This window comes from Burkholderia sp. HI2714, assembly GCF_002223085.1.
Classification (GTDB): domain Bacteria; phylum Pseudomonadota; class Gammaproteobacteria; order Burkholderiales; family Burkholderiaceae; genus Burkholderia; species Burkholderia lata_D.
Genome location: NZ_NKFM01000074.1, coordinates 1 through 23649, shown reverse-complemented (window position 1 = coordinate 23649; position 23649 = coordinate 1). Strand labels below are relative to the sequence as shown.

The following is a 23649-nucleotide window of genomic DNA, read 5'->3' as shown; positions in this document are numbered from 1 at the left end:
CTCATACACCGCCTCCAACGTCAGTTCCTGTCGTCTGGCGATCTCTTTCGCTCGCACGCCGTCGCTGAACATCAGAATCGTCCGCGACCGGTCTCGTATTCGCCAATCACGACGGCTTCTCGCCATCGCTTCAAGCTTTGTACGTTCTTCCTGCGTCAGTTCCAGCGCTTTCAATGCCATCAGCTTCGTTGCTCGTCCCGTCCAGTTCGAACCATGATTGTAGAGACATTTCATGTCGAAGGCTTAGTGCTCTGCCATTGGGCACTCGAGACGTGCATCGATGTCGTCTTGGATGCTGCGGGAGTGGTGCCTGGGCGGAAACATAGTAAGCCCCATTGCAGTACTACCGGCACGCCACGCTGTGCCCTACGATCTGTTTCAAGAAGTCCTGCGGTGCGTCACATGTCGCACGCTTCATGAATTCATTCAGTAACGTGCGCTGTCGGCAGGTATTCCAAGGTGCAGGAACCGTGCTTTATAGCGATCTCTTCGCTCGTGTCGCCGCCGTGTTCTGACGGCCTTTGCGTACGGTGGTCGGCACGGTTCACATTGTATTCGCCACACAACTGAAGGGGTAACTACTTTGAAACGAAATATCGTGATCGTCGGCGGTGGCTTTGCCGGGCTTTGGGCGGCACTTGGTGCGGCGCGGGTGATTGACATGCAGCGCGATAAGGGATTCGACGTCGAGATCACGCTAGTCTCGCCGCGTCCGGAGATTCACATTCGCCCCCGTTTGCATGAGGCCCATCCGGAGCAGATGGCTGTGCCATTTTTGCCACTTCTGAATACCGTGGGCGTGAAGTTCATTGAAGGTACGGTCGAACGTGTGCATCCCGCCGATCACACTGTCGAGCTCGTGACCGCGCACGGCGAGTCGAGAAGCATCCGTTACGACCGACTTGTGCTGACTACAGGAAGCCAACTGTCCCGTCCGTCGCTGCCTGGCCTTGAGCATGCGTTCGCAGTGGATCAGCTCGAAGAGGCGGTCCAACTCCGAGAGCACCTCGAACGCCTGGCGGGAAAGCCGGAAACCGCGGCTCGCAATACCTTCGTAGTCGTAGGAGGGGGCTTTACCGGACTAGAAGTTGCGACGGAATTGCCGGCGCGACTCCGTGCCATCCTTGGAGAGGGCGTGCGTCCTCGTATCGTTATTGTGGAGCGCTCGAAGGAGATCGGCCCTGACATCGGCGCAGGTCCGCGTCCGCAGATCATCGAAGCGTTGGACCATTTGGGCATTGAGATGCGCACTGGGGCGGGGGTCGTATCGGTTGATGCTACCGGTGTTGTGACGGAAACAGGTGAACGCATCGATGCGAGCACCGTTATCTGGACCGGTGGTATGGTTGCGAGCGCGTTGACAACCCAGGTCACACCGAGTGTTGATCGTCAAGGTCGCATGGAGGTGACGAGCGATCTGCGCGTGATCGATGCGAAAGATATCTTTGGCGCTGGCGATGTGGTGCGTGCGCTCACCGATGACCACGGGCACTATTCGCTAATGTCATGTCAGCACGCATTGTTCATGGGCCGCTTCGCTGGCCATAACGTCGCTGCGGATCTGCTGGGGTTACCGACCCTTAAGTATCGTCAGGAGTTCTACGTTACCTGTCTCGATCTCGGTACTTGGGGGGCAGTGTATACCGAGGGTTGGGACCGGCAAGTCAAGCTGACGCACGCCGAAGGTAAGGAGCGGAAAATTCTGATTAATACGCAATGGATCTATCCGCCTGCGCCGGATCGTGAACTGGCGCTTGCCGCCGGCAATCCAGAAATCACATATGGTTGAACAGCTTCGTCTGACGCTAAGAATGAGCGCAAGTAGCCCGTCATAACGTTCGTGCCCGTTTGCCGGTGCTCTCTACCCCCCCGGAGCGCCGGCTTTTTTAATTTGCGACGAGGCTGTTCGAATGAAGATAATAATACAAATCTCCTGAATTTTGTCGAGTGTGTTGCGAGTGATAACGATGTGGAAGGGCTGGGTTTTGTATTGATAGATCGACTAAGTTGATTATATTTATATTGTCGGGTAAAGGTTTTAATAAGTCATCATGCGTTCGGAATTATTGTGTCGCTCGGCTCCGTCATTTGATGTGCTGCACGTAAATTGAGTTTCTTTGAAAGCGGGATATCCTGATTTTATATGGTTACTCTATCAATCGATCCATGGTTGCAGACGATCAATTTGTTGGCAGCGTGTCAGGATAGAATTTTGACACGAACGCACGTCATGGTTAGCAGTGGGGATATCCGTGCGCAGAGGATTCCGGCGAGCCTACCGCTACGGGCGTCTATCCGCTTAATAGAGCGCCAGAATTCAACCACAGTTACTGTGGCTTGGAGCGATCCGACTGTCGGTTATTTCGGAGATCAGACGTGGCGCTTGACTAGGGCGCGTCACACTGGAGTTTGTGCAATCAGTGGCCGGTTCATTGGGTGTGGCGATGAGATATATCGGCCAATGAGTCGGCCTATTCCTGTGAATGCAAAGGCTATGATATTGGCAGAAATAGTGGTGGAATTTGATAAGCATCATTGGGTGTCGTAGGTATCTTGTTGGTCGGGGGTGTCGGTGAAGTTTTGCTAATTTAATAAAACTGCAGGGGTGTATTGTGCTATCTCATGAATTAGTATCTCGATATGGACCTCTGATTGTATTTTTAAATGTCTTGGGATCTTCGCTTGGTTTGCCTTTGCCCGCCATTCCGACATTGATTACTGTTGGAGCCAGTATTGCCATCGCGACTAGTACGACGACATCGAATTTGTTGCATTTCTTTGTCATGCTGGTTGCTGCCGTCCTGGCTGGCGTCATCGGTGATCTCGTTTGGTTTCAAGGGGGAAAGCGATATGGCGAGCGAACTCTTCAAACGGTGTGCAAGCTATCACTATCACGCGATACCTGTGTGAGAAAAACAGAGCGGTTCTTTGGGCGGTACGGTGTCCGCGTCATGATCGTTGCGCGATTTCTGCCTGGCCTATCACTCGTTGCAGTGCCGTTGTGTGGTGCTATGGCCGTTAGATTGTCTTCATTCATTTCATACGATTGCGTTGGAGTATGTCTCTGGGCATTCGCCGGCTTGATATTGGGTTCGCTATTCTCGGAGCAAATTGGCATTGTATTCATTTGGATGTCTCGATTTGGATGGCAGGCTCTAGTTGTTGGTGGAGCCGCTCTTGCGCTTTATATTCTGTATCGGTACTGGCGCCGGATTCTCCTTGGGAAGGCGCTAGAAAAGGAGAGAATAAGTGTGGATGATTTGCATGCTTTGCTAATGGAAAATTCATCTCCACTGATATTCGATATCAGATCTCCGGAGCGTCGCCTGATTGACCCGTTCGTCATTCCTGGTTCGATTTTTGGTGACGAACGGAAGGCTCATGAGCTCGTTAATGAGTTCGGGACGCGCCGAATGATTGTAATTTATTGCTCATGCCCAGCAGAAGTGTCGGCTGCTTGGATGGCCAAGCGATTGCGAATAGCCGGTGCTCAAATTGCGTTGCCGCTAACTGGTGGAATCGATGCTTGGCGGATCGCTGGCTTTCACGTTGATCCGATTGAATAGATATTCTCCGCGAGTATGTGGATAACAGGATGCGGCGCGTGATGGAGCTTTGGTGGTACGGAAATCATCCTTCGCGAGTGCAACGATTGAGAGATTTATTGCCTATTCTTCGGAGTATGGTCGCATGAATTCATCGAAACCCTACCGCGATGACGAATTTTTCCAGACTATTGAGAAGCAAACCAGAGGCGGGCGAGCCGATGAGATTGGCTCGCCTGGGATTGGCGAACATGTGACTACCGATGGTGCTGATGAATTGTTCTCTACTGTCGAGTCAAGAGCCGAGCAGATGCGTCCATGTCTGTCTCTGCCCGAAATTGAGCGCATTCGTCGCTTCGGTATACCGAGGCGATATCTCGCAGGCGAAGGGTTGCTTCGGGCCGGATCTCCAGCTGAGGGACTGTTCCTGGTGCTGAATGGGAGAATCCGTATTACGCGCCGAGATGGGCGGGGAGAGAGACATTTTGAAGCTGATCTTCATCCTGGTCAGTTTCTAGCGGAGATCGGGCAACTATCTGGACATCCTGCGCTTGTCGACGCAGATGCTCTTGAAGACGTTAATACACTCTTGATCTTTCCGGAAAAGTTGCGAAGCTTGATTGTCGCCGAGGCGGAGCTCGGCGAGAAAATTATGCGCGCATTGATCCTGAGACGCATGCATCTCGTGGAAAGCAAGAGTGGTCCAGTTATCGTTGGTCATGCAGATGATCCGATGCTTGTCGCGCTGCAGGGATTTCTGACGCGGAACGACTACCCTCACGCAATGCTCGATGCACGGATGGATCCCGAGGCCGTGAGATTGTTGGAGGGAATGGCCACGTCGAGAGCTGATTTCCCGCTTGTGATCTGTCCGGATGGCACGGTGATGCGTGCTCCAAGTCCGAATACATTGGCTTCGAAGCTTGGTTGGATTCCGGAGTTTGAACAGGATTACGTGTACGACGTGGTCATTGTCGGGGCTGGTCCTTCAGGTTTGGCCGCTGCAGTCTATGCGGCGTCCGAGGGGCTTTCGGTCGCAGTGTTTGACAGTCGCGCTCCTGGTGGCCAAGCGGGTGCCAGTTCGCGGATCGAAAATTACTTGGGATTTCCTGAGGGAGTTTCGGGGCAAAGTCTTGCGGTGCGCGCATTTTCTCAGGCGAAAAAGTTCGGTGCACATATAGCGATACCAGTCGAAGTGAAGTCACTCCATTGTGAGTGCATGCCGATTGAGATCGAGTTGTTCGACGATCGCCGCGTGAAGGCACATACAATCGTGATTGCTGCGGGTGCGGCTTATCGACGTCCGGACTTTGCTCACGTGCGAGAAGGGCAGCAACGCGGGATATATTTCTGGGCTTCACCGGTTGAAGCGGGCTTGTGCAGAGGAATGGAGGTCGCCGTGATCGGTGGCGGGAATTCTGCTCGCCAGGCAGTGGTGTATTTGGCGTCTCACGCATCACACGTGCATATGCTCGTTCGAGCGACCGGGCTTGAGGCCAGTATGTCCAAGTATCTGATCGACCGAATTGCAAAACTTTCAAATGTCACGGTTCATTTGCAGACAGAAGTTCAGTCGTTTGAGGGCGACGACCCGAAGTGTGCCATATTGAACTGTAAAACATTTGGTAGTGAGGTGAAACTAAATATTCGGCATGTATTTGTCTTCACTGGGGCTAGTCCGAATACTGCATGGCTGCGGGACTGCGGCGTTAGTACGGATAAGAATGGATTTATTGTGACAGGGACCGCGGCGTCGCTGCGCTCGGCAAGGGCTGCGTTACCTTTGGAGACCTGCGTGCCGGGAGTATTCGCTATAGGTGACGTACGTGCTGAGTCGACAAAACGTGTCGCAGCGGCAGTCGGCGAAGGGGCGACGGTGGTGTCTCAAATTCACAGTGTGCTCCCGGAACGTAAAACGTTAGCAAACAGAGAGGCACTGCCTACTCAGTAAGCTAATTTAGTTCCTTTCGTTTTCTGCTGGGGGCGGCACGACCTCGATGTACGTAGTTGTTGCCGTTGGCGGGACTATGCGTTCTTGCGAATGATGATTCGGTGAGGGCGACGATTCGATGTGCTGGCGGAGTTGTGGCTTTTCGGTACCCATGGGTCCATTTGTCGCACCGAATGCAGATCTGATGACACCCGTTAAACATGCATAATAAACGCATGTTTGTGGATTTCTCCCAGAAACCCATCTCGCAAGGGGAACAGAAATGCAAGAAACCGTACTGATTTCCGGTGGCAACTCCGGCATGGGGCTATCGACAGCGCTGCTGTTGGCCCAGCGAGGGTATCGCGTCTTCGCTGGAGCCCGCTCCGAGGAAGGGCTCGCAACGATCCGCAGCAAAGCGAGAGAGCATGATCTACCAATTACACCGCTAGCGCTCGACGTACAGAATACGGATTCTGTCGCGACCGCGGTTAACGACGTGCTGATTTCATCCGGCCGCTTAGACATAGTGGTGAATAACGCCGGTTACGGTTTGGTGGCGAGCGTCGAGGATGGTACCGACGAGGAGTTCGTTCGTCAGTTTGACGTCAATGTCTTTGGCGTGCTCCGGCTCATTCGTGCGGCTGTTCCCGCGATGCGTCTAGCGAGGCACGGTGTCCTTGTGAATGTCGGCTCATTCCTTGGACACATGGGTCTACCACTGCTGACACACTACAACGCGAGCAAGTACGCAGTCGAAGGAATCACCGAATCGCTTCGATTGGAACTATCGCCCTTTGGTATTCGGGTGCACACGGTGGCACCGGGGCTGTTTCGGACCGGCTTCGCGTCCCGCGGCTTGACCGCCAATCCCCGCACAACTGCATCTGATTCTCCCTATGCGGTTGTGGCAAGCAAGCTGCTGCCGTTGGTGGCGAGCCGCATTAACGAGGGCCCGGATCCGATCGCAGTAGCAGACGCTGTTCTCAGTGCTATCGAGCAGCCGGATGCGCCGGCCCGCATTCCTGTAGGTGAAGAGGCAATTCGTGCCGACGAGTTGAAACGCAGCTTGGCGCCTGCGGAGTTCGAGGCCGCCGTACGCCGTCTCTACGGCCTGGCGGCTCCGACATGACGGACCGGTTCTTTTCTCGCGAGCATCGCGCCAATCGAAGAACTGTCGACAATGGCGCGTGCCATGTCGAGTTGGCCACGACGGCGTAACTCCGCCAGCAACGTCTCGTGGATGGGCTGCCAGACGCCGTCTTTTGCCATGCAACCAGCCGCCGTCAGCACGCCGTGCCTGAGCCGCAGCCAGCGTGCAACAAACTTGCCGTCGCGTTGGAGGGCCGTATACCAGCCAACCGCGGCCACTATATCTGCTATCCCAACCTCGGATCTTTGTCGATTTTATGATCGAACAGATTCGCACGTCAGCCCCGAGCTGTATAGCTCGATCCACTCCGGACAGTGGGGGCTACTGGTAACCAAGAAATTTTGGAATGCGATGTAATGTGCTCAGGAAAACGCCCTCCCTGTTATTGGATTGATGAGCGCGTGGGAGCGGGCGGCCAATGATCTCAACCAGGCGACAGACGAGGGCTCCAAGAGTGGCCTGGCTTCCGGCATAGCCTGTCTGCCATCACCTTTCTATTAACGAAGAAAGTGATCGGCGGAACGCGATCATCGCCGCTCGTTCGTGGTGACTCCCCGCAAGTTTGCATGCCCTTGATCGCTTCCGACTGGTGCCCGGGAGGCAACACCGTCGTGGCTTACCTAGGTCTACCGCTATACGAGGGGATCGCTTATGTTGACTTCATACTGAGTTTTCCCATATTTGATCTGAATAAGACGAACCGCTTCTAAACGGCTCGGCGCTTTCCTATCGACATCGTGGTCCCGCACACGCGCACCGCGCTATCTGCATGCTCACAATATTTCACCTTAAGAACGTTGCGATCGAAACACGTAATGTCGAGGTCGCTTACCAATGAATGAGCAGACCCTTCCCGCCGATCGTCCGACGAACGATGCCGGCTCACCTGGCACGGTATCAGCGCCGCAGCCTCAGTTCAATTTCCGGCTCGCTGTCGGGCTGATTGGCATTCTCCTCGCGTCACTTTCGTCCGGACTCAATAACCGTGTGACCGACATTGCATTGCCGGACTGGCGCGGAGTCGTCGGAATGGGGCATGACGAGGGTACATGGATCGCTGCGGTCTACGAGGCAGGCGAAGTCTCCGGCATGATGGTGTCCGCGTGGTTTGGAGTTACGTTGTCGTTTAGACGATTTGCGATCGGCGTTGCAATCGCATTTGCAGCATTGGCCGCCGTCTTTCCGTTTGTGAGCAGCTATCCGTGGCTCGTCTTTCTACGCGCGACTCAGGGATTGGTCGGTGGGTTGTTGCCTCCCCTGTTGATGACCGCCGCGCTCAGGTTTCTTCCGCCGGGAATCAGACTGTACGGGATGAGCGCTTACGCTCTTACGGCTACGTTCGGGCCGAATCTCGCGACGCCGCTTGCCGCATTGTGGACCGACAAGGTTGGCTGGCAGTTCGTGTACTGGCAGGTCATTCCGCCCTGCGCGTTGGCGGCCGTTCTCATGGCATGGGGTTTGCCTCAAGATCCTGTGCGGTTGGATCGATTCAAGCAGTTTGATTGGCGCGGCGCGATTCTTGGCTGCGGCGGTGTCTCCATGCTGGTTCTGGCGCTTGCACAAGGCGAGCGACTCGACTGGTTTGCATCCCCGCTCATCAACGCCTTGCTTGTATCCGGTGTGCTTTCGCTGACATTGTTCTTTGTGAACGAGTGGAACCATCCGTTGCCGCTCTTCAAATTGCAGATGCTTTCCCGGCGGAATTTTTCACATGGCCTGCTCACGCTCGCTGGGATCCTCATTGTGTTTATGTCGGCGTCTGCATTGCCTACTGCGTATCTATCAGAGGTTAGAGGCTATCGTCCGCTCGAAATCGGTCCGCTGACACTAACAATCGCGATTCCTCAACTGATCGCCGCTCCGTTGGCAGCAATGCTTTGCAATTTCCGATGGCTTGACAGCAGGGTAGTGCTCGCGACTGGTCTCGCATTGTTGTCGGGTGCATGTTTTGCGGGATCCTTTTTAACATCCGACTGGATCCGTGACAATTTCTATCTTCTGCAGGCGATGCATGCGTTGGGTCAGCCATTGGCGGTGCTCCCGGTTCTAATGGGGGCAACAGGGGTGGTGCGGCCGCAGGAGGGACCGTTCGCGTCCGCGATGTTCAATACGACACGCGGAATGGCGACGGTGTTAGGTGCGACGCTGGTGGAGTCGCTAATGACCCACCGGGAACACTTTCATTCAAACGTCTTGGTTGACCAGATTGGCCAACGCATTCATTTGCTGTCGCAATCGGCGGGGCTGCTTTCGCGTGAGAACTTGCATGTGTTTGCCAGGCAGGTGAGGCAGCAGGCACTCGTCATGAGCGTCGCCGATGTCTACCTTACGCTCATGGCGCTCGCCGTCTCATTGATTGCATTGCTTCTTTTGCTGCCCGAGCGGGCGTATCCCCCAGGCGTGCAACCTGGTTCTATCAAGTGAAAGTACCCATGACGAAGAAATTGGCGTTACTAATTGTCTCGGTGGTTGTCGTACTGATTGCCGTGTTTGTCGGATTTCGTACTACAGGGGCGTCCGGTCGAGGCACCGAGGCTACGGACGATGCCTATATAACGGCGGATTTCACACTCGTGGCACCCAAGGTTTCGGGACTAGTCTCGAAAGTCGCAGTTGCAGATAATCAGCGTGTACGCGCAGGTGACTTGCTTGCAGAAATCGATGACCGTGATTTCCGTGTGGCGCTGCAGAACGCACAGGGGGAGCTCGAGGCAGCACAGGCGCGCCTTGAGAACGTGCGGGCTCGCGATACTAGACAACGTGCATTGATCGAGCAGGCTGAGGCTGTAGTGCACGCCGATGACGCTGCGTTGGTTTTCGCCGGGCAAAATGCGAAGCGATACGAAGAGCTGTCCAAGCAGGGCGCTGGGACTCAGGAGCAGCAGCAACAGACAGCTTTCTCTCAACGACAGCAGGGAGCCATTCGGAAGCGTGATGCTGCCGCGCTTTCGGCTGCGCAAAAGGAGCTGGGTGTATTGGCAAGCGAGGATACGGAGGCACGAGCGGCCGTCGAGCGAGCCAAGGCCGCCGTCGAACAGGCTAGACTCAATCTCTCTTATACAACGATCGTCGCCCCGGTTGACGGCGTAGTGGGGCAGCGCAATGTGCGTGTCGGTGCGTACGTCAGTCCCGGAACGGCGCTGCTGGCAGTTGTGCCGCTCGAAAAAGCGTTCGTGGTGGCCAATTTTCGCGAGGTTCAGCTTACGCACATGAAGCCCGGGCAGCGTGTGCGAGTACGCGTCGACGCGATGCCGGACGTGGTTTTGGCCGGACGCGTTGAGAGCATTGCGCCGGCGACCGGGCTGACCTTTGCACCGATGGCACCGGACAATGCCACCGGCAATTTCACGAAGGTTGTTCAACGGTTGCCGGTCAAGATCGTGTTCGATGCAGATCAGACGGGCGTGGCACGACTGAAAGTAGGTATGTCTGTCGTGCCGAGCGTGGATGTGAGTGGCGGAGAGGTGCGATGAGGACGGCTCGGCCCCAGTTCGCGACTGTGATCGCGGCGCAGATCGCTATGCTGCTCGGTGGTTGCATGGTTGGCCCCGACTTCATCCATCCGGACCCGAAAGCGCCAGCTGCGTGGCGTGATCATGTGAAGGACGAGAACGAAAGCCGGCCCGTCGCGCGTGCGCCGGAGCCCCAATGGTGGACGGTGTTCGATGATCCGATTTTGCTGAGGCTCGTCAATCGGGCCGCGGGACACAATCTTGACATCCAGGTCGCAGCGAGCCGGCTCCAGCAGAGTCGCTGGGAGCGCCGGATCGTGAGTTCAGCCGGTTTGCCGTCGGTCGGCGCGAACGCAAACGCACAAAGAGTAGGCGCCAGCGAGAACGGGTTGATGAGCTTGACGGGGGTGGGTTCGCAACCTCCGGCTGCTGCGATGGCCAACGGTGTTGGTAACGGCGTCGCTGGTATCAGCGGCGCTGACATTAGTGCCCCACTGAACGTGTATCAATACGGGTTTGATGCGATATGGGAACTCGACATCTGGGGAAAGACGCGACGCAATGTCGAAGCGGCTGACGCGCTCAGTACCGCGTCGGACGAGGTTCGCCATGGCGTGATTCTTTCCGTCGTCAGTGAAACTGCGTCGAACTATGTGCAGTTGCGTACTGTGCAGGCAACATTGGCGGACACGCAGGAGACCCTTGAACTTGCCCGGAGAAGTCTCGAGCTGACAGAACGTCGTCGCGACGCAGGGGCTGCAACGTCGCTTGATGTTTCGGAGGCGGCTGCACAGGTTCAGTCAGTCTCGGCGAGGATTCCAGATCTGGAGTCACGAGAAGGGCGGTTGATCAATGCCCTGAGTTTGCTTCTAGCAGAGGAGCCTGGCGCACTCGAGACTGAGCTGAAGTCGGCGAAGCCGATCCCTCCCGTACCGTCGGCCGTGCCAGTTGGTCTTCCTTCCGAACTGGCGAAACGCCGGCCCGACATCCGGGAGGCGGAAGCGCGTCTGCATGCAGCTACCGCTGGCATTGGCGCGGCAAAGGCTGATTTTTACCCATCGGTGACACTCAGCGGCAGCTTTGGGATGCAATCTCTGAACTTCGCGACCTTGGGAACGTGGGCCTCACGTCAGTTTGCGGTCGGACCGACGCTTAGTCTGCCAATCTTCGAGGGGGGGCGGTTGACAGGTATGCTGCATTTGCGAGAAGCGCAGCAGAAAGAGGCAGCATTGAATTACCAGAAGACCGTGCTGACGGCCTGGCACGAGATCGACAACGCATTAATCGATTTCGACGCGCGTCAGCGGCAGCGCAAAAATCTCGCCGCCGCGCTCGATCACAGTCGAACGGCTTATGACGCAGCGGTTGCGCGATACAAGGCAGGGGCGAGCACATTCCTCGACGTGCTTGTGCTTCAGCAAGCACTTCTTGAAGCTCAGACTCGATTGGTCAGTGCGAACGGCGACGTATCTTTGACCGCGATTCGTCTCTACAAAGCGCTCGGCGGGGGGTGGGAGAGTCTCCCATCGTCTGGTGCAAGTCAAAAGGAACCAAGAACTTGATGCCGGGCCGGCGAAAGGCGGCTTTGTCGCGGTAACGCACGCACGAAGGGGACATATTGCCGACCGCCTTGCTCGCGTAGTTACGTTGAGTAGGTATTGTCGCTAGTGGCATCGGCCTTGGTGTGATGGCCCGTCGCTGGCGTGGATCCGGCAGGTTCGGTCAAGTGCGGGACAAAGCGACATGGACCACTATTCAGCACCGATCCATTGATGAGCTGAGCCATCGCGTGTCTTGACTACGGGAATAGTGTTCCCGTCGGGGAATTGGGTTGCAGGATTCTTTACGTAGAAGTATGCGGCACCGAGATAGACTTGCCCGCTGCTGTAACTCGCCCCGGCGTCAATCGAACTGTTACGGCGAAAATCACCAGCCTGTCCGCCGAAGGCGTAGAGCGCCTCGAGAGTAACGCCACCCATAGGTGCGGTGACGTACTTGACTGCATTGCCGACACGGGATCAGTTGCTGCTATTGTCGATGTCGCCTGCATGGGAGCCCGACGACTTCAGGCAGATCTCTCTAGCACTCACATTGAAATAATTGCATTAGGCGCATCCGCAGGATGCGCCTTCGAGTAGTTCCGCTGAAAATTACGCACCGAACGGTGGGTAATCGACATAGCCCTTCAGACCGCCACCGTAGTACGTTGCTCTATCGGCGGTAGCGAGCGGCAATCCAGTTTTGAGTCTGTGCACGAGATCCGGATTTGCGATGAACGGCTGTCCAAATGCAGCGAGATCGATCAGGCCATCATCAATGAGTACGTTCGCACGGTTAATCGTCATGCCTCCCGCGAGGATGATCGAGGTCTTGTCTGCCGCGCGCTTGATGCAGGACAGCAGTTCAATAGTGCGATCTTCCGAGGCCGTGGCGTCTTTGGGCGCGACCGAGACATTCGACTGATCCATGACGTGAATGTACGCTATGCGCCGCATGCCGAGCTCGAACGCCAGTGCTCCATAGGTATCGAGAATGCCCGGGTAGTGCGGCATATCGAATAGCTGCCCATACGGTGAAATCCGGATGCCTATCTTTCCCGCGCCGATACGTTCGGCAATGCCATCGACGACTTCAAGCGCGAAACGTAACTGATTTCCTGGTGTCGCCGAATAGCGGTCAGTGCGATCGTTGACCAGAGGATTCAAAAACTGCTCGAAGAGATATCCGTTTGCAGCGTGGATTTCCACGCCGTCGAATCCGGCCTCCATGGCGTTGGCTGCAGCGGAAACGAAGTCCTCGACTACGCGCTCGACTTCCATTGTCGACAATGCGGACGGCGTTGACGTCGGGACGAACCCTGGCTTCCGATTCTCGTCGTAGGCAAACACAATTGAGTCCTTTGCGAGCCGTGATGTGGCGCTGCGTGGCGCACCGCCGCCAGGCTGGAGGCTTGTGTGCGATACACGACCCACGTGCCACAGTTGAGCGAAAATCTTCCCGCCGACGGCGTGAACCGAGTCCGTGGTTAGCTTCCAACCGGCTACCTGTTCGTCTGAATAGATGCTCGGATTGAAAAGATAGCCCTGACCCTCACGAGAGATAGGGCTTCCTTCGGTCACGATGAGGCCGGCGGTCGCGCGCTGCGCATAATAGAGAGCGATGCGTTCATCGGCAATATTGTTTGCAGCGCGAGATCGAGTCATCGGCGCCATGACGATGCGATTCGTTAGTCGGATCTCGTTGAGATCGAAAGGCATGAAAAGTTGAGTCATGTCTGTTTCCTTGTGTGGTAACTCAGCCCTGCAGGTATAGTTCGAGTGCTTCGGCTCCGCCGATGTACTGGCTGTTTTGCCGGGATCTTGCGGTCGCCCGATCTTGAAAAGTGTTCTCACGGGCCTTCGTGCCGACGGTGCGGCGATTGAGCCGGCCCCAGTGACCTCAACGAGGCGCGCTAAGACTCAGAATCGATAACGTACGTAGCCCGTGTAGAAATTGCTTCCCGGGTTTGGCTCCTTAATGCCGGCATTAGAGATATGCTGGAAACGGAAACCAAATTCGATGGCGGAATTTTTCCCCAAGCCCATGCCTACGCCAACCATGTCCGAGAATTGAAACGCGCTACCCATGCGATGCTCGTCGGAGGTACCAGCGTGGCTTAAGATACGAACGCCAACTGAACCCTCAATGAATGGTGAAAAGTAACCCCCATGTTTTTCGAGGCGGATTATCGGCGAGAGTCCGAGTTCTGCTAAGTCACGTTGGTTTGTCTGACCGCGGGTGTTCCAGCCAGCCATATCTGCTTCCGCCTGGAGCCTTATCAGCCAGCCTTCTGGGTTTCCATACTGGATTGGGGTGTTGAAGTTGACGCCTAGCTCGTATTTATTGATGTCGTGGCTTGTGTCTCGACCAAATCCGAAATGTACGGCAGGGTGACTCCAGCCGACCAGCTCTTCGGCAATGGCATTTGAGTTGGACATAATTAATAATGCGGAAATCGTGATCGCGCGTGCGAGAGAAATGTTGAAAATGTAGCTCGTCTTGCACGAGTAAAAAGCTGGGTTGTAAGTGTTCATATAAGAGAAATGTGGAATTGCCATCCAGCTATCCGTTTGCCGCAATTTCATGCGACAAATCGTACATTCGTTGTTAATGCTTCGGTAGCTCGGGAGACTGCACTTGCATGTTGTCCGGACCACAACAATCAAGAACCGGTGGACGGCGAAACGCTTACGCCGTCGAGGCACGTCTATTTCCATAGACTCGATCGGATCGCGCGGTGGTCAGATCATGGACGGTCGCTCGTTGCCTCCACCATCAACCGACATACGCACGAAGATCATCGCGGATGAGTATCCTCATCTTCGCGACGTAGCCTGCATGTGGTCAGGTGCATCATGCGGGCGTTGTCCAGTTCGTCCGGACGTTCTGAGCCAGGTTCGGAAGCGTTAGTGAAGGGAGGTATTGTGCGGCTCATATCGTGTAACGGTAATGGTTTGGTTTGCCAGGCAAGATGTCCGGTTCGGCACATGCGAATTCGTGCGCAACGTTTCCGAAATGGAACGCCTGGAGTCACAAAGCTATTTGCGCCGCTTCTTTTGCACCGTCTGCTTCTTTGCTTGCAGCAGGGCATCGATTTCTTTCAGATAGATCATCACGGCACGCAGAGACGCATTTTCTTTGGGCAGTTCCTCACGCGTGGGCTCGTCCGGCACGCTGGGCTCGATTGGTTTCGATGGGGGGGATGTAGCCATCGGTCAGAGATGCCTTGGTCGATATTGAATTGGAGGATGCGGGCGGCTTCTAATTGCGGTGGCGGCTACCCGGCCCATGGGAGGTCAGGTGGTTATCCACCAAGTCCGATGTCGTTGAGTGCGTCTCGGTTGTCACTGCGTAAGACGACCACGTCTAGCAGCAAATCGGATCCGTTGGGGGAACGCACGTGTTGTCCGGCCATGTCACCGGATCGGCTGAGGAGGGACTGGTAGCCCTCATCGTAGTCGGCTGGGGGAGGCCCCCTTGGTGATTACCTGCATCCCGTAACCGTCGAGCCGTGCCGCGTAATGAACCGGGACCGAATTGTCCGTCGAAGGGTTACTGCGGTGTTTTGCGTCTTGTACGCTGCGCATGAAAAGTCTCCAAAGAAATCGGTCCATGTCCGAGCCAGCATGTCGTGTGAGTGGCTACTCCAGGCGAGCAGAGCCTAGCTTGAGTGGCAAGGATCACGCCGAAGCCGCATGCCCTGATCGTAGTGAGCAAGAGGGGGAGGCGGTAGACAGTGACGTGGGCGCATAGTGTTGTCCGGGACGCACCAAATTGAAGAACGCGCGCCTGAGTTTGACCTGTCGGTAAGCGATTGAGGCGGTGTGAAAACGTTGATCGGTATGTCTCCGGGCGAGGCGGCAACGAGTCAATTTGTGGGCGGCCTCCATCGCACTCAGAGCGTTTCGTGGAAGATGAAATGAGGGGGGGTGTCGATAGGTAAGTAGAACGACCGGGTTCGGGCACACTACGTCGACTGGAAAACACACATTGCCAATATGCTGTCCGTCGAACGATCCGGTAGTACTGCGGTCGCCGCGGGCGTGAGTCCCAGCCTGATATTGATCAGAGGGGGGCGGACGAGGGGCTAAGGCCCAGGCTTAAATTTGTCTGTCGGTCGCAGAAGGATTCAGGCGCCGAATATCTGCAACCTAGAGGCACCGACCGCCGACGCGGGGCAACGACCAGACTAGGTTCGTCGTGACGATAGTTCGTGAGCTTTGCCTGCCGCCAAGATGCTGCAAGGCAGACTTGCTGCGTGCCGGATAGGTCCGGTGAGTCGGCGGAACACGACGCCCCTGCTGAAAGTTGCGGATCCTGGCGTCCAGGACATGCCCAAAACGGCACTTCATTGTGGCGGTTAGTGGCACGATTCTTACGAAGGAGCTGCAGTACAATCCTGCCCTACATAATCTCGTATGGTTTTTGTAATTTCAAGTGGTAGGCTACCAACCACATGGGAGGTGAGGTAGCAGGTGGTTTTGCTTACTCACGGCAACGCAGGGCAAGGAGGGGGAAATGAGTTCACGGGCGCATCCGACGTTGCCCCAGTATCACGAAGACCGCACGGACCCGGTGGCTTACGTGGTTGATGACGACGAGTCAATGCGCCAGGCGCTCGATGCTTTGCTGCGCTCCATCGGGCTTCGCGTAGAGACATTTGAGTCAGCACAGGAATTTCTCGCGTTCCCGAAATACCGTGTCCCGAGTTGCCTGATTCTCGATGTCAGGCTCCGCGGAGAAAGCGGTCTAGCGTTTCAGGAGCAGATCGCAAGCAGTGACCTGCGAGTGCCGATCATATTCATGACAGGCCATGGCGATATTGCTATGACGGTCAAGGCGATGAAAGCGGGGGCCATTGATTTCCTGCCCAAACCGTTTCGCGACCAAGACATGCTGGACGCTGTTGCCAATGCGTTGGCGCGAGACGGGCAACGGCTGGCAACTGAGCAATCAGGTGCGGCGCTTCGTGACGCCTATGCTTCACTGACACTGCGAGAAAGACAAGTTATGGAACTTGTTGTAGCGGGCTTGAAGAACAAGCAAATAGCATTCGAGTTGAACCTCAGTGAGGTCACGGTGAAGATTCATCGCGGGCAGGTCATGAGGAAGATGGTGGTACGGTCAGTTGCCGATCTCGTTAGAACGGCAGAATCGTTGGGTGTCAGTTCGAAGCCGAAGAAGTAGTTGAGAGACGAACTCCTGGCGGAGTGCTTGCGCAACGATTGGCGGTCTGCTACGGCTGGTTCAGTGCTACGTTGAGCCAATGCTCGAGAGCGTCGGGGTCAATTGGCTTGCCAAGCACCATCAGCGCGCCGGCGTCGAGGGCCTTTGCTTTTAGGGCTGCAGTTGGAAACGACGTGATGAATATGGTCGGTATGACGTGATCCAGTGCCAGAATCTGAAGCAACATCTCGACTCCTGACATGCCAGGCATCATCACGTCGGAGATCAGGCATGATGTTTCGGCGAGCTTTCCAGAATTGAGAAACTCTTCAGCAGACGCGAACAGGCGTGTTTGCCTTCCGAACGAACGCACAAGACTCCCTGTCGCGAGTCGGAAGGCTTCGTCATCGTCAACTATCGAAACTATCTGAGTGGCACACAAGTGTTCGACCTCGTACATCGGGGAAGGGGCAGCATACGCCGGAGCGTAGCTTGAGCGTCGGCTTTTGCTTTGATGGTGGTCAGCGTATATCCCATACTCCTGACGGGAAATAGTACCTATGTATTAGTTGGCCTGGCTGTCGGTGAATTCGTTCAAGTACTGGGAATTGTTCTCGTTCTGCCGGCATCAGTTGGATGTGCGGCGAGGTTTGCACTGGGTAGGGTGTGCCCCTTCTTGGACGGTGCGCGAGCGGAGTTGCGCCCCTAAGGGGCGGCAGGACGAGCGGCATGAATCGTGACCGTGCAGATGAGTTTCGATCCTCGGAGTAGAGGGATGTCGCCCAGATCGCAATTGCGTGTTGTTGGCGGCAACCTGAAATGGCGCGGTATCATGCTAGCCGCGTACTTGTTTTAGCGATAATTTGTCAATGCAGAGCTGACTAGCTTTCGGCGTGTGTCGTGTCGGACTTCGCGATGGGAGCGGGGTTCGGCCGTATTGTTGAACCAAAGCGTGACGGCAGCATGCGGCAGATCAAGGTCTACTTAGGGCTCCAGTTCCGATGGGTGAGAGACTTCAGGTTCTATGGGACGATGGTGAGCGCATTGTCTCGCGAGGAACGCGCGAGGGTGGGGATGGCGACGGCAGCGTCCTATATGCATATCCGTCTGCTGAGCGTCCATTACCTTCCAGCATAGAGCGGCTCACTCACGAATTCGGCCTGAAAGAGCATCTCGATGGTGCGTGGGCGGTGCGGCCGCTAAAGCTGCTTCGTGCCGATAATCGCACAATGCTGATGCTCGAGGACCCCGGCGGCGAGCCGCTGACGCGCCTAATCGGTGCCCCCATGGAGACGGGGGTTTTCTTACGGATCGCTGTAGCGATATCTAAGGCGCTGGTCAAGCTTCACAAGCATGGGCTCCATCATAAGGATCTAAAACCCCCTCATATTCTGGTGAACTGCGCCGACGGGCGAGCGCGTCTTACTGGATTTGGTCTTGCTTCTCGGGTGCCCCGAGAACGACTGGCACCGGAGCCTCCCGAGACCATCGCCGGCTCGCTGGCCTATATGGCACCCGAACAGACGGGACGTATGAATCGTTCTGTTGACTCGCGCAGCGATCTTTACGCACTCGGCGTCACGTTCTATCAGATGCTCACCGGCGCACTTCCATTCAGTGCGACCGACGCCATGGAATGGGTACATTGCCATATCGCCAGAAGACCGGTGCCGCCGAGCGGGCGCGTTAGCGTTCCAGCCACACTCTCCCATATCATCATGAAGCTGCTCGCCAAGACAGCAGAGGATCGCTATCAGACGGCTGCCGGTCTCGCGCACGATCTTCAGCGCTGCATGGCCGACTGGGATCGTCAGCGCTGGGTAGATGATTTCTGCCTGGACGAGCATGGCACGCTGGACCGACTCCTGATTCCCGAGAGATTGTACGGACGGGAGCGCGAAGTCGATACTATGTGCGCTGCGTTCGAACGCGTAGTCAACACCAGTTCGCCCGAACTGATGCTGGTCTCGGGCTATTCTGGTATCGGTAAATCTTCCGTCGTCAACGAGTTGCATCGAGTACTCGTGCCGCCACGCGGGCTCTTCGCGTCGGGCAAGTTCGACCAGTACAAACGCCATATTCCCTATTCGACTCTTGTGCAGGCTTTCCAAAGCCTAGTGCGTACGCTGCTTTGCAAATCTGATGCCGATCTGGCGAAGTGGCGAGGTGCATTACGGGATGCGCTCGAGCCCAATGCGGCGCTCATGACCGACCTCATCCCCGAATTGAAGCTTATTATTGGCGAACCGCCACCCCTTCCGATTCTCGAGCCGCAACAAGCGCAGCAACGGTTTCTGCTCGTGTTTCGGCGTTTCATCGGCGTATTTGCCAAGGCGGAGCATCCGCTCGTGCTGTTCCTCGATGACTTGCAGTGGCTTGACACTGCGACTCTGGATTTGATCGAGGATCTGCTTGTCGACTCCGACTTGCGTTACCTCATGCTTATTGGGGCCTACCGCGACAACGAAGTCGATGCCACACATCCATTGACGGCCAGGCTTCAGGCCATTAGACACGCGGGTGTCAAGATCGGCGAAATTAAGTTGGCGCCACTTTCAAAAGAGCACATCGAGCAGTTGATTGCGGAGTCGTTGCATTGTGAGCCAGGGTGTATCGAGCCTCTGGCGCGATTGGTCGAGGAGAAGACCGAAGGCAACCCGTTTTTTTTGATCCAGTTCCTGCAGACGTTGGCAGATGAGGAGCTACTGACTTTCGATCATGACGCGTTGGCTTGGACTTGGGATACGGCTCGCATCCACGAAAAGGGGTACACCGATAACATCGTGGACTTGATGGTCGGCAAGCTGATCCGTTTGCCGGTTGAAACGCAGCTGGCGCTGCAGCAGCTTGCGTGTGTTGGGAACATCGCCGAGACCTCCACGCTGGCAAGCGTTTTCGGTGTTCCGGAATCTGCGGTCCCTGAGGCATTGTGGGAAGCTGTTCGTCAAGAACTCGTTGTGCGGCCGGAAGGCTCCTACGCGTTTGTTCATGACCGAGTTCACGAAGCTGCTTATTCGACGATTCCTGAAGATGCGCGCGCTGAGGCCCATCTTCGAATCGGTCGAGTGCTCGCCATGCAGACGCCGCTGGAACAGTTGGAGGAAGCGATCTTCGAGATCGTGGGACAACTCAACCGCGGTGCCGCTTTGATTACTGAGCGGGATGAGAGGGAGCAATTGGCAGAATTCAATCTGCTCGCCGGCCGACGCGCCAAGGCATCGACTGCCTACGCCTCTGCGCTCACCTATCTCGCTACTGGATTGGCGCTATTGAATGACGATTGTTGGGCGCGCAGACACGAGCTAGTCTTTGCGTTGGAGCTGAGTCTTGCCGAATGTGAGTTTCTGACGGGACAGCAGTCAGCAGCCGAAGCGCGTCTGGCGGCGTTGTTCAGGCGCGCCAAGACGACGGTCGAGCGCGCCCAGGTCGCGTGTTGGCAAATGGATCTCCATCTGATTCTCGATCAGAGCGACGATGCAGTGGCGGTTTGCCTCACCTTCCTTCGCAGCGTGGGGCTGGAGTGGTCACCTCATCAGGACGAGGTGACGGTCAGAAGTGAATACAAGCGAATCTGGTCATTGCTCGGGGATCGGACTATCGATGAACTCATCGATTTGCCGCCGATGCAGGACGAGGTCGCGCTCACAATCGTCGAGGCGCTGGCCAAACTGATCCCGCCTGCACTATGCACGGATCAGAACCTCGCTTGTGTGGCGATCTGCAAGGCGATCACCCTAAGCCTCGAGTATGGCAATGGTAATGCTTCGTGCGTGGCCTATGCCAATTTCCCTCGGGTTGCTGGAAGATTCTTCGGTGACGCCCGGGCTCGATTTAAATTCAGCCAGCTCGGCTGTGAGCTAGTCGAACGGCGTGGCCTCGAACGTTATAAGCCCAGTACGTATCTTTGCTTCTCCATTTTCGCTGCCCGTTGGGCAGAGCCAGTACGAACCTGCGGTGACCAACTGCGTCGAGTTTTCGACATGGCGAACAGGATTGGCGATCTCCTGTACGGTGCGTTCTCGCGCAATAGTCTCGTGTCGAATCTGCTTTTCATCGGCGAGCCACTGCTTGAGCTACAAAGGGAGGCGGAATCGGGCCTCGTTTACGCTAGGAAGGTTCGGTTTGGTCTGGTCATCAATTTCATCGAGAATCAGCTGGCGCTGATTCGAATGCTTCGCGGCCTGACACCGAAATTTGGCTGTTTTGACGACGGGCAATTCAATGAAGCTCAAGTCGAGCAGCAATTGGCCAATCCGTCGCTAGCGCTCGCCGCGTGCTTGTACTGGATCCGAAAACTGCAGGCATGCTGTATTGCCGGCGACTATCTGGCAGCGACACATGCTGCATCTCGAGCAAAAACGCTGCTGTGGACTTCGCACTTGTTTATCGAAGAGGGTGAATATCATTTTTACGGCGCATTGGCCCTGAGCGGGCTGTGCGATTCCGTTCCTGGTTCTCTTGGGGCTGAGCACTTGGAGGGCATGACGGTGCATTACAGGCAGCTTCAAGTCTGGACGGAACAGTGCCCGAGTAACTTTGCGGGTCATACCGCGCTCGTGGGCGCCGAAATTGCTCGGCTCGAGGGTCGGGCGATCGATGCCGAGATGCTCTATGAGCAGGCAATTAATCTGGCACAGGAAAGCGGCTTTGTCCACATCGAGGCACTTGCTAACGAGTTCGCGTCTCGCTTTTATGTGGCCCGTGGACTAGGGAAAATCGCGCGCATGTATATGCAAGATGCGCGCTATGGTTATCAGCGTTGGGGGGCCGATGGGAAGGTACGGCAACTGGAGGAGAATAATCCGTCGCTCGGTTCTTACCGTGGGAGCGACTCGTCCAAGCTAGGGCCGACGGCCACGATCGAGACGCCCGTCGAACATTTGGATCTGGCGACGGTGATCAAGGTGTCGCAGGCAGCTTCTGGCGATATCGTCCTGGAAAGGCTTATAGACATGGTTATGCGTACGGCCATCGAGCAGGCCGGCGCGGCACGAGGTTTGCTGATTCTGTCGGTCAAGGGCGAACACAGTATCGTGGCGGAGGCAACTACCAGCGAGAGTGGCATCCAGCTGAAGCCGCGCGATGTACCTGTGAGCGGAGAGATGCTGCCGGAAGCGGTTCTTTACCATGTCTTGCGTACCCGAGAGAGCATCATTCTCGACGAGGCTGCCGTTGCACCGGCATTTATAAACGATCCCTACATTAGCGAGCATCGCGCCCGTTCTATTCTTTGCCTACCTTTGATGAATCAGGCAAAGCTGACCGGCGCGCTTTACCTCGAAAATAATTTGACTGCGCGAGTGTTCAGCCCGGCACGTATCGCTGTGCTCAAGCTTGTGGCGTCCCAGGCTGCGATCTCGCTGGAAAATGCGCGCTTGTATCGTGATGTCGAGGAGCGGGAGGCGAAAATCAGACGCCTCGTTGATGCCAACATCATCGGAATTCTTGTCTGGAACTCCAACGGTGAAATTTTGGAGGCCAATGACGTATTTCTGCGCATTGTTGGATATGACCGCAACGACCTCGCGACGGGCAAGTTGCGATGGAGAGATCTGACACCTATGGAAGCGCATCAAGACGCCGATCAAAAACTGCGGGAACTTAGACAGACAGGCCGCATTGAACCTTTCGAGAAAGAGTACTTTAGGAAGGACGGATCTCGTGTACCTGTCATTGTTGGCTTAGCCACGTTCGAGGCCCGACGTAACGAAGGCGTCGCGTTCGTGCTTGATCTGACCGAGCAAAAGCAGGCCGAGGAAAAAATTCGCGAGACGGAGCGGCGCTATCGAGAGGTGCAGACGGAAATGGCGCATGCGAATCGTGTCGCGACTATGGGGCAGCTCGCGGCTTCGATTGCTCACGAGGTCAATCAACCGATCGCCGCGACGGTGACGAATGCTCAAGCAGCGCAGCGATGGCTCAACCTACAGCCGCCAGATATCAACGAGGCCGGTCTCGCGTTGAGCCGAATCGTTAAAGATACCAATCGCGCCTCTGATGTACTCGGTAGAATTCGGCAACTAATCAGGAAAGCGCCACCAAGGAAAGAGCCCGTCAACGTCAACGAGGCGATTCGTGAAGTGATCGAACTCACCCGATGGGAGGCTAGGAAAAGCGGTGCGTCGGTAGAAATACACCTTACTGACGATCTGCCGTGCGTTGAAGGTGACCGTGTGGAACTGCAGCAAGTGCTCCTCAACTTGGTTATCAACGCCCTCGAAGCTATGAACTGTGTCGGAGATGGCGAGCGAAAATTGCATATCAGTACTCGGATTTCCAAGACTGGTAGTGTGCTGGTGGCGGTGCGGGATTCGGGCCCGGGTTTTGGTCAAGACAACACTAAAAGTGTTTTCGCACCTTTCTACACGACGAAACCCACCGGCTTAGGGATGGGATTGTCGATCTGTCGCTCGATTATCGATGCTCACGGCGGCGAATTGTGGGCGAGCGACAATTCACCTCGCGGCGCTGTTGTCCAGTTCACGATACCTCTGCATCCGATTACGACGACGTAACGGACGAAAGGGGCCCGACTTGCATCTAGATGTGCCGTCCGCGATAAGTGCCGCTGAGCTGCACTCAAGGCTCACGAGAATGCTTCTTTTACCTAACGTGGCGACCTTCGACGGGAGGTAAGTCGGAGGGCGCCGCGTTGGTTCAACACGGGCATGTCAATATTCACGGCATTGCTCCGAAACGGTACTCCAATTTTTCCGGTAGTCACCTGTCGTCGGGCGCGGTGCGCGTCAAGGTAGTTGTCGCCTCTGTCATGCAACGTGAACCTGTTTATGAACCCTGATTCCGACCTCGTTGATGATGGCATCGCGCTCGGGATTGAGCGCGACGGGCCCGGCCGGCGTCCAG

15 protein-coding genes and 2 pseudogenes are annotated in these 23649 nt (G+C 55.9%); 10 read left to right on the top strand and 7 right to left on the bottom strand.

The window, feature by feature from the left end:
• On the bottom strand, positions 1-234 hold a 234-nt coding region (locus CFB82_RS42775; protein WP_218829056.1), incomplete at its 3' end, for a hypothetical protein.
• A gap of 349 nt (positions 235-583) precedes the next feature.
• Here CFB82_RS42775 and CFB82_RS39965 point away from each other — a divergent pair.
• The 5 genes from CFB82_RS39965 (at position 584) to CFB82_RS39945 (ending at position 6607) form a co-directional block, all read left to right on the top strand.
• Positions 584-1789 (top strand): NAD(P)/FAD-dependent oxidoreductase, encoded by a 1206-nt coding sequence (locus CFB82_RS39965; RefSeq protein WP_089487745.1) that lies wholly within the window; start codon positions 584-586, stop codon positions 1787-1789.
• Between the two features lie 354 nt (positions 1790-2143).
• On the top strand, positions 2144-2548 hold the full coding sequence (locus CFB82_RS44660; RefSeq protein ID WP_089487744.1) for a DUF3331 domain-containing protein: 405 nt from the start codon (positions 2144-2146) through the stop codon (positions 2546-2548).
• A 64-nt stretch (positions 2549-2612) separates the two neighbouring features.
• Positions 2613-3566: a VTT domain-containing protein gene (locus CFB82_RS39955; RefSeq protein WP_089487743.1), complete on the top strand. Its 954-nt coding sequence runs from the start codon at positions 2613-2615 to the stop codon at positions 3564-3566.
• Between the two features lie 124 nt (positions 3567-3690).
• The gene (locus tag CFB82_RS39950) at positions 3691-5496 is read left to right on the top strand and encodes an FAD-dependent oxidoreductase (protein ID WP_089487742.1); all 1806 of its coding nucleotides are present in this window, start codon (positions 3691-3693) and stop codon (positions 5494-5496) included.
• Between the two features lie 262 nt (positions 5497-5758).
• Entirely contained in the window at positions 5759-6607 is an 849-nt protein-coding gene (locus tag CFB82_RS39945) for an SDR family oxidoreductase (protein ID WP_089487741.1), read from the top strand.
• Positions 6608-6615: 8 nt separating this feature from the next.
• On the opposite strand, the pseudogene CFB82_RS39940 reads toward CFB82_RS39945, so the two are convergent.
• A pseudogene (locus tag CFB82_RS39940) lies at positions 6616-6788 on the bottom strand (IS5/IS1182 family transposase); the annotation flags it as partial.
• A gap of 674 nt (positions 6789-7462) precedes the next feature.
• On the opposite strand from CFB82_RS39940, the gene CFB82_RS39935 reads away from it, so the two are divergent.
• From CFB82_RS39935 to CFB82_RS39925, 3 genes are read left to right on the top strand one after another with little or no spacing between them, the layout of a single operon-like run.
• Positions 7463-9052 carry an MFS transporter gene (locus CFB82_RS39935; RefSeq protein ID WP_089487740.1) on the top strand — a complete coding sequence of 530 codons (1590 nt, stop codon included), beginning with the start codon at positions 7463-7465 and terminating at the stop codon, positions 9050-9052.
• Between the two features lie 8 nt (positions 9053-9060).
• Positions 9061-10101 carry an HlyD family secretion protein gene (locus CFB82_RS39930; RefSeq protein ID WP_089487739.1) on the top strand — a complete coding sequence of 347 codons (1041 nt, stop codon included), beginning with the start codon at positions 9061-9063 and terminating at the stop codon, positions 10099-10101.
• The gene (locus tag CFB82_RS39925; protein ID WP_089487738.1) at positions 10098-11642 is read left to right on the top strand and encodes an efflux transporter outer membrane subunit; all 1545 of its coding nucleotides are present in this window, start codon (positions 10098-10100) and stop codon (positions 11640-11642) included. Before CFB82_RS39930 ends, CFB82_RS39925 begins: the two co-directional genes overlap by 4 nt.
• Before the next feature lie 189 nt (positions 11643-11831).
• On the opposite strand, the pseudogene CFB82_RS42770 reads toward CFB82_RS39925, so the two are convergent.
• The 4 genes and pseudogenes from CFB82_RS42770 to CFB82_RS44335 all read right to left on the bottom strand — a co-directional run.
• A pseudogene (locus tag CFB82_RS42770) lies at positions 11832-12083 on the bottom strand (hypothetical protein); the annotation flags it as partial.
• Positions 12084-12230: 147 nt separating this feature from the next.
• Positions 12231-13352, bottom strand: coding sequence for an alkene reductase (locus tag CFB82_RS39920; protein ID WP_089487737.1), 1122 nt, complete (start codon positions 13350-13352; stop codon positions 12231-12233).
• 186 nt (positions 13353-13538) lie between these two features.
• Entirely contained in the window at positions 13539-14204 is a 666-nt protein-coding gene (locus CFB82_RS39915; protein WP_256990755.1) for an acyloxyacyl hydrolase, read from the bottom strand.
• Positions 14205-14657: 453 nt separating this feature from the next.
• Complete coding sequence (locus tag CFB82_RS44335) at positions 14658-14792, bottom strand: hypothetical protein (RefSeq protein ID WP_373558930.1); 135 nt, start codon at positions 14790-14792, stop codon at positions 14658-14660.
• Between the two features lie 1345 nt (positions 14793-16137).
• On the opposite strand from CFB82_RS44335, the gene CFB82_RS39910 reads away from it, so the two are divergent.
• Positions 16138-16806, top strand: coding sequence for a response regulator transcription factor (locus CFB82_RS39910; RefSeq protein WP_089487736.1), 669 nt, complete (start codon positions 16138-16140; stop codon positions 16804-16806).
• A gap of 49 nt (positions 16807-16855) precedes the next feature.
• On the opposite strand, the gene CFB82_RS39905 is transcribed toward CFB82_RS39910, so the two are convergent.
• Entirely contained in the window at positions 16856-17245 is a 390-nt protein-coding gene (locus CFB82_RS39905; protein WP_179255522.1) for a response regulator transcription factor, read from the bottom strand.
• Between the two features lie 541 nt (positions 17246-17786).
• On the opposite strand from CFB82_RS39905, the gene CFB82_RS39900 reads away from it, so the two are divergent.
• Positions 17787-23300 carry an ATP-binding sensor histidine kinase gene (locus tag CFB82_RS39900; RefSeq protein WP_089487735.1) on the top strand — a complete coding sequence of 1838 codons (5514 nt, stop codon included), beginning with the start codon at positions 17787-17789 and terminating at the stop codon, positions 23298-23300.
• Positions 23301-23649 lie beyond the last annotated feature (349 nt).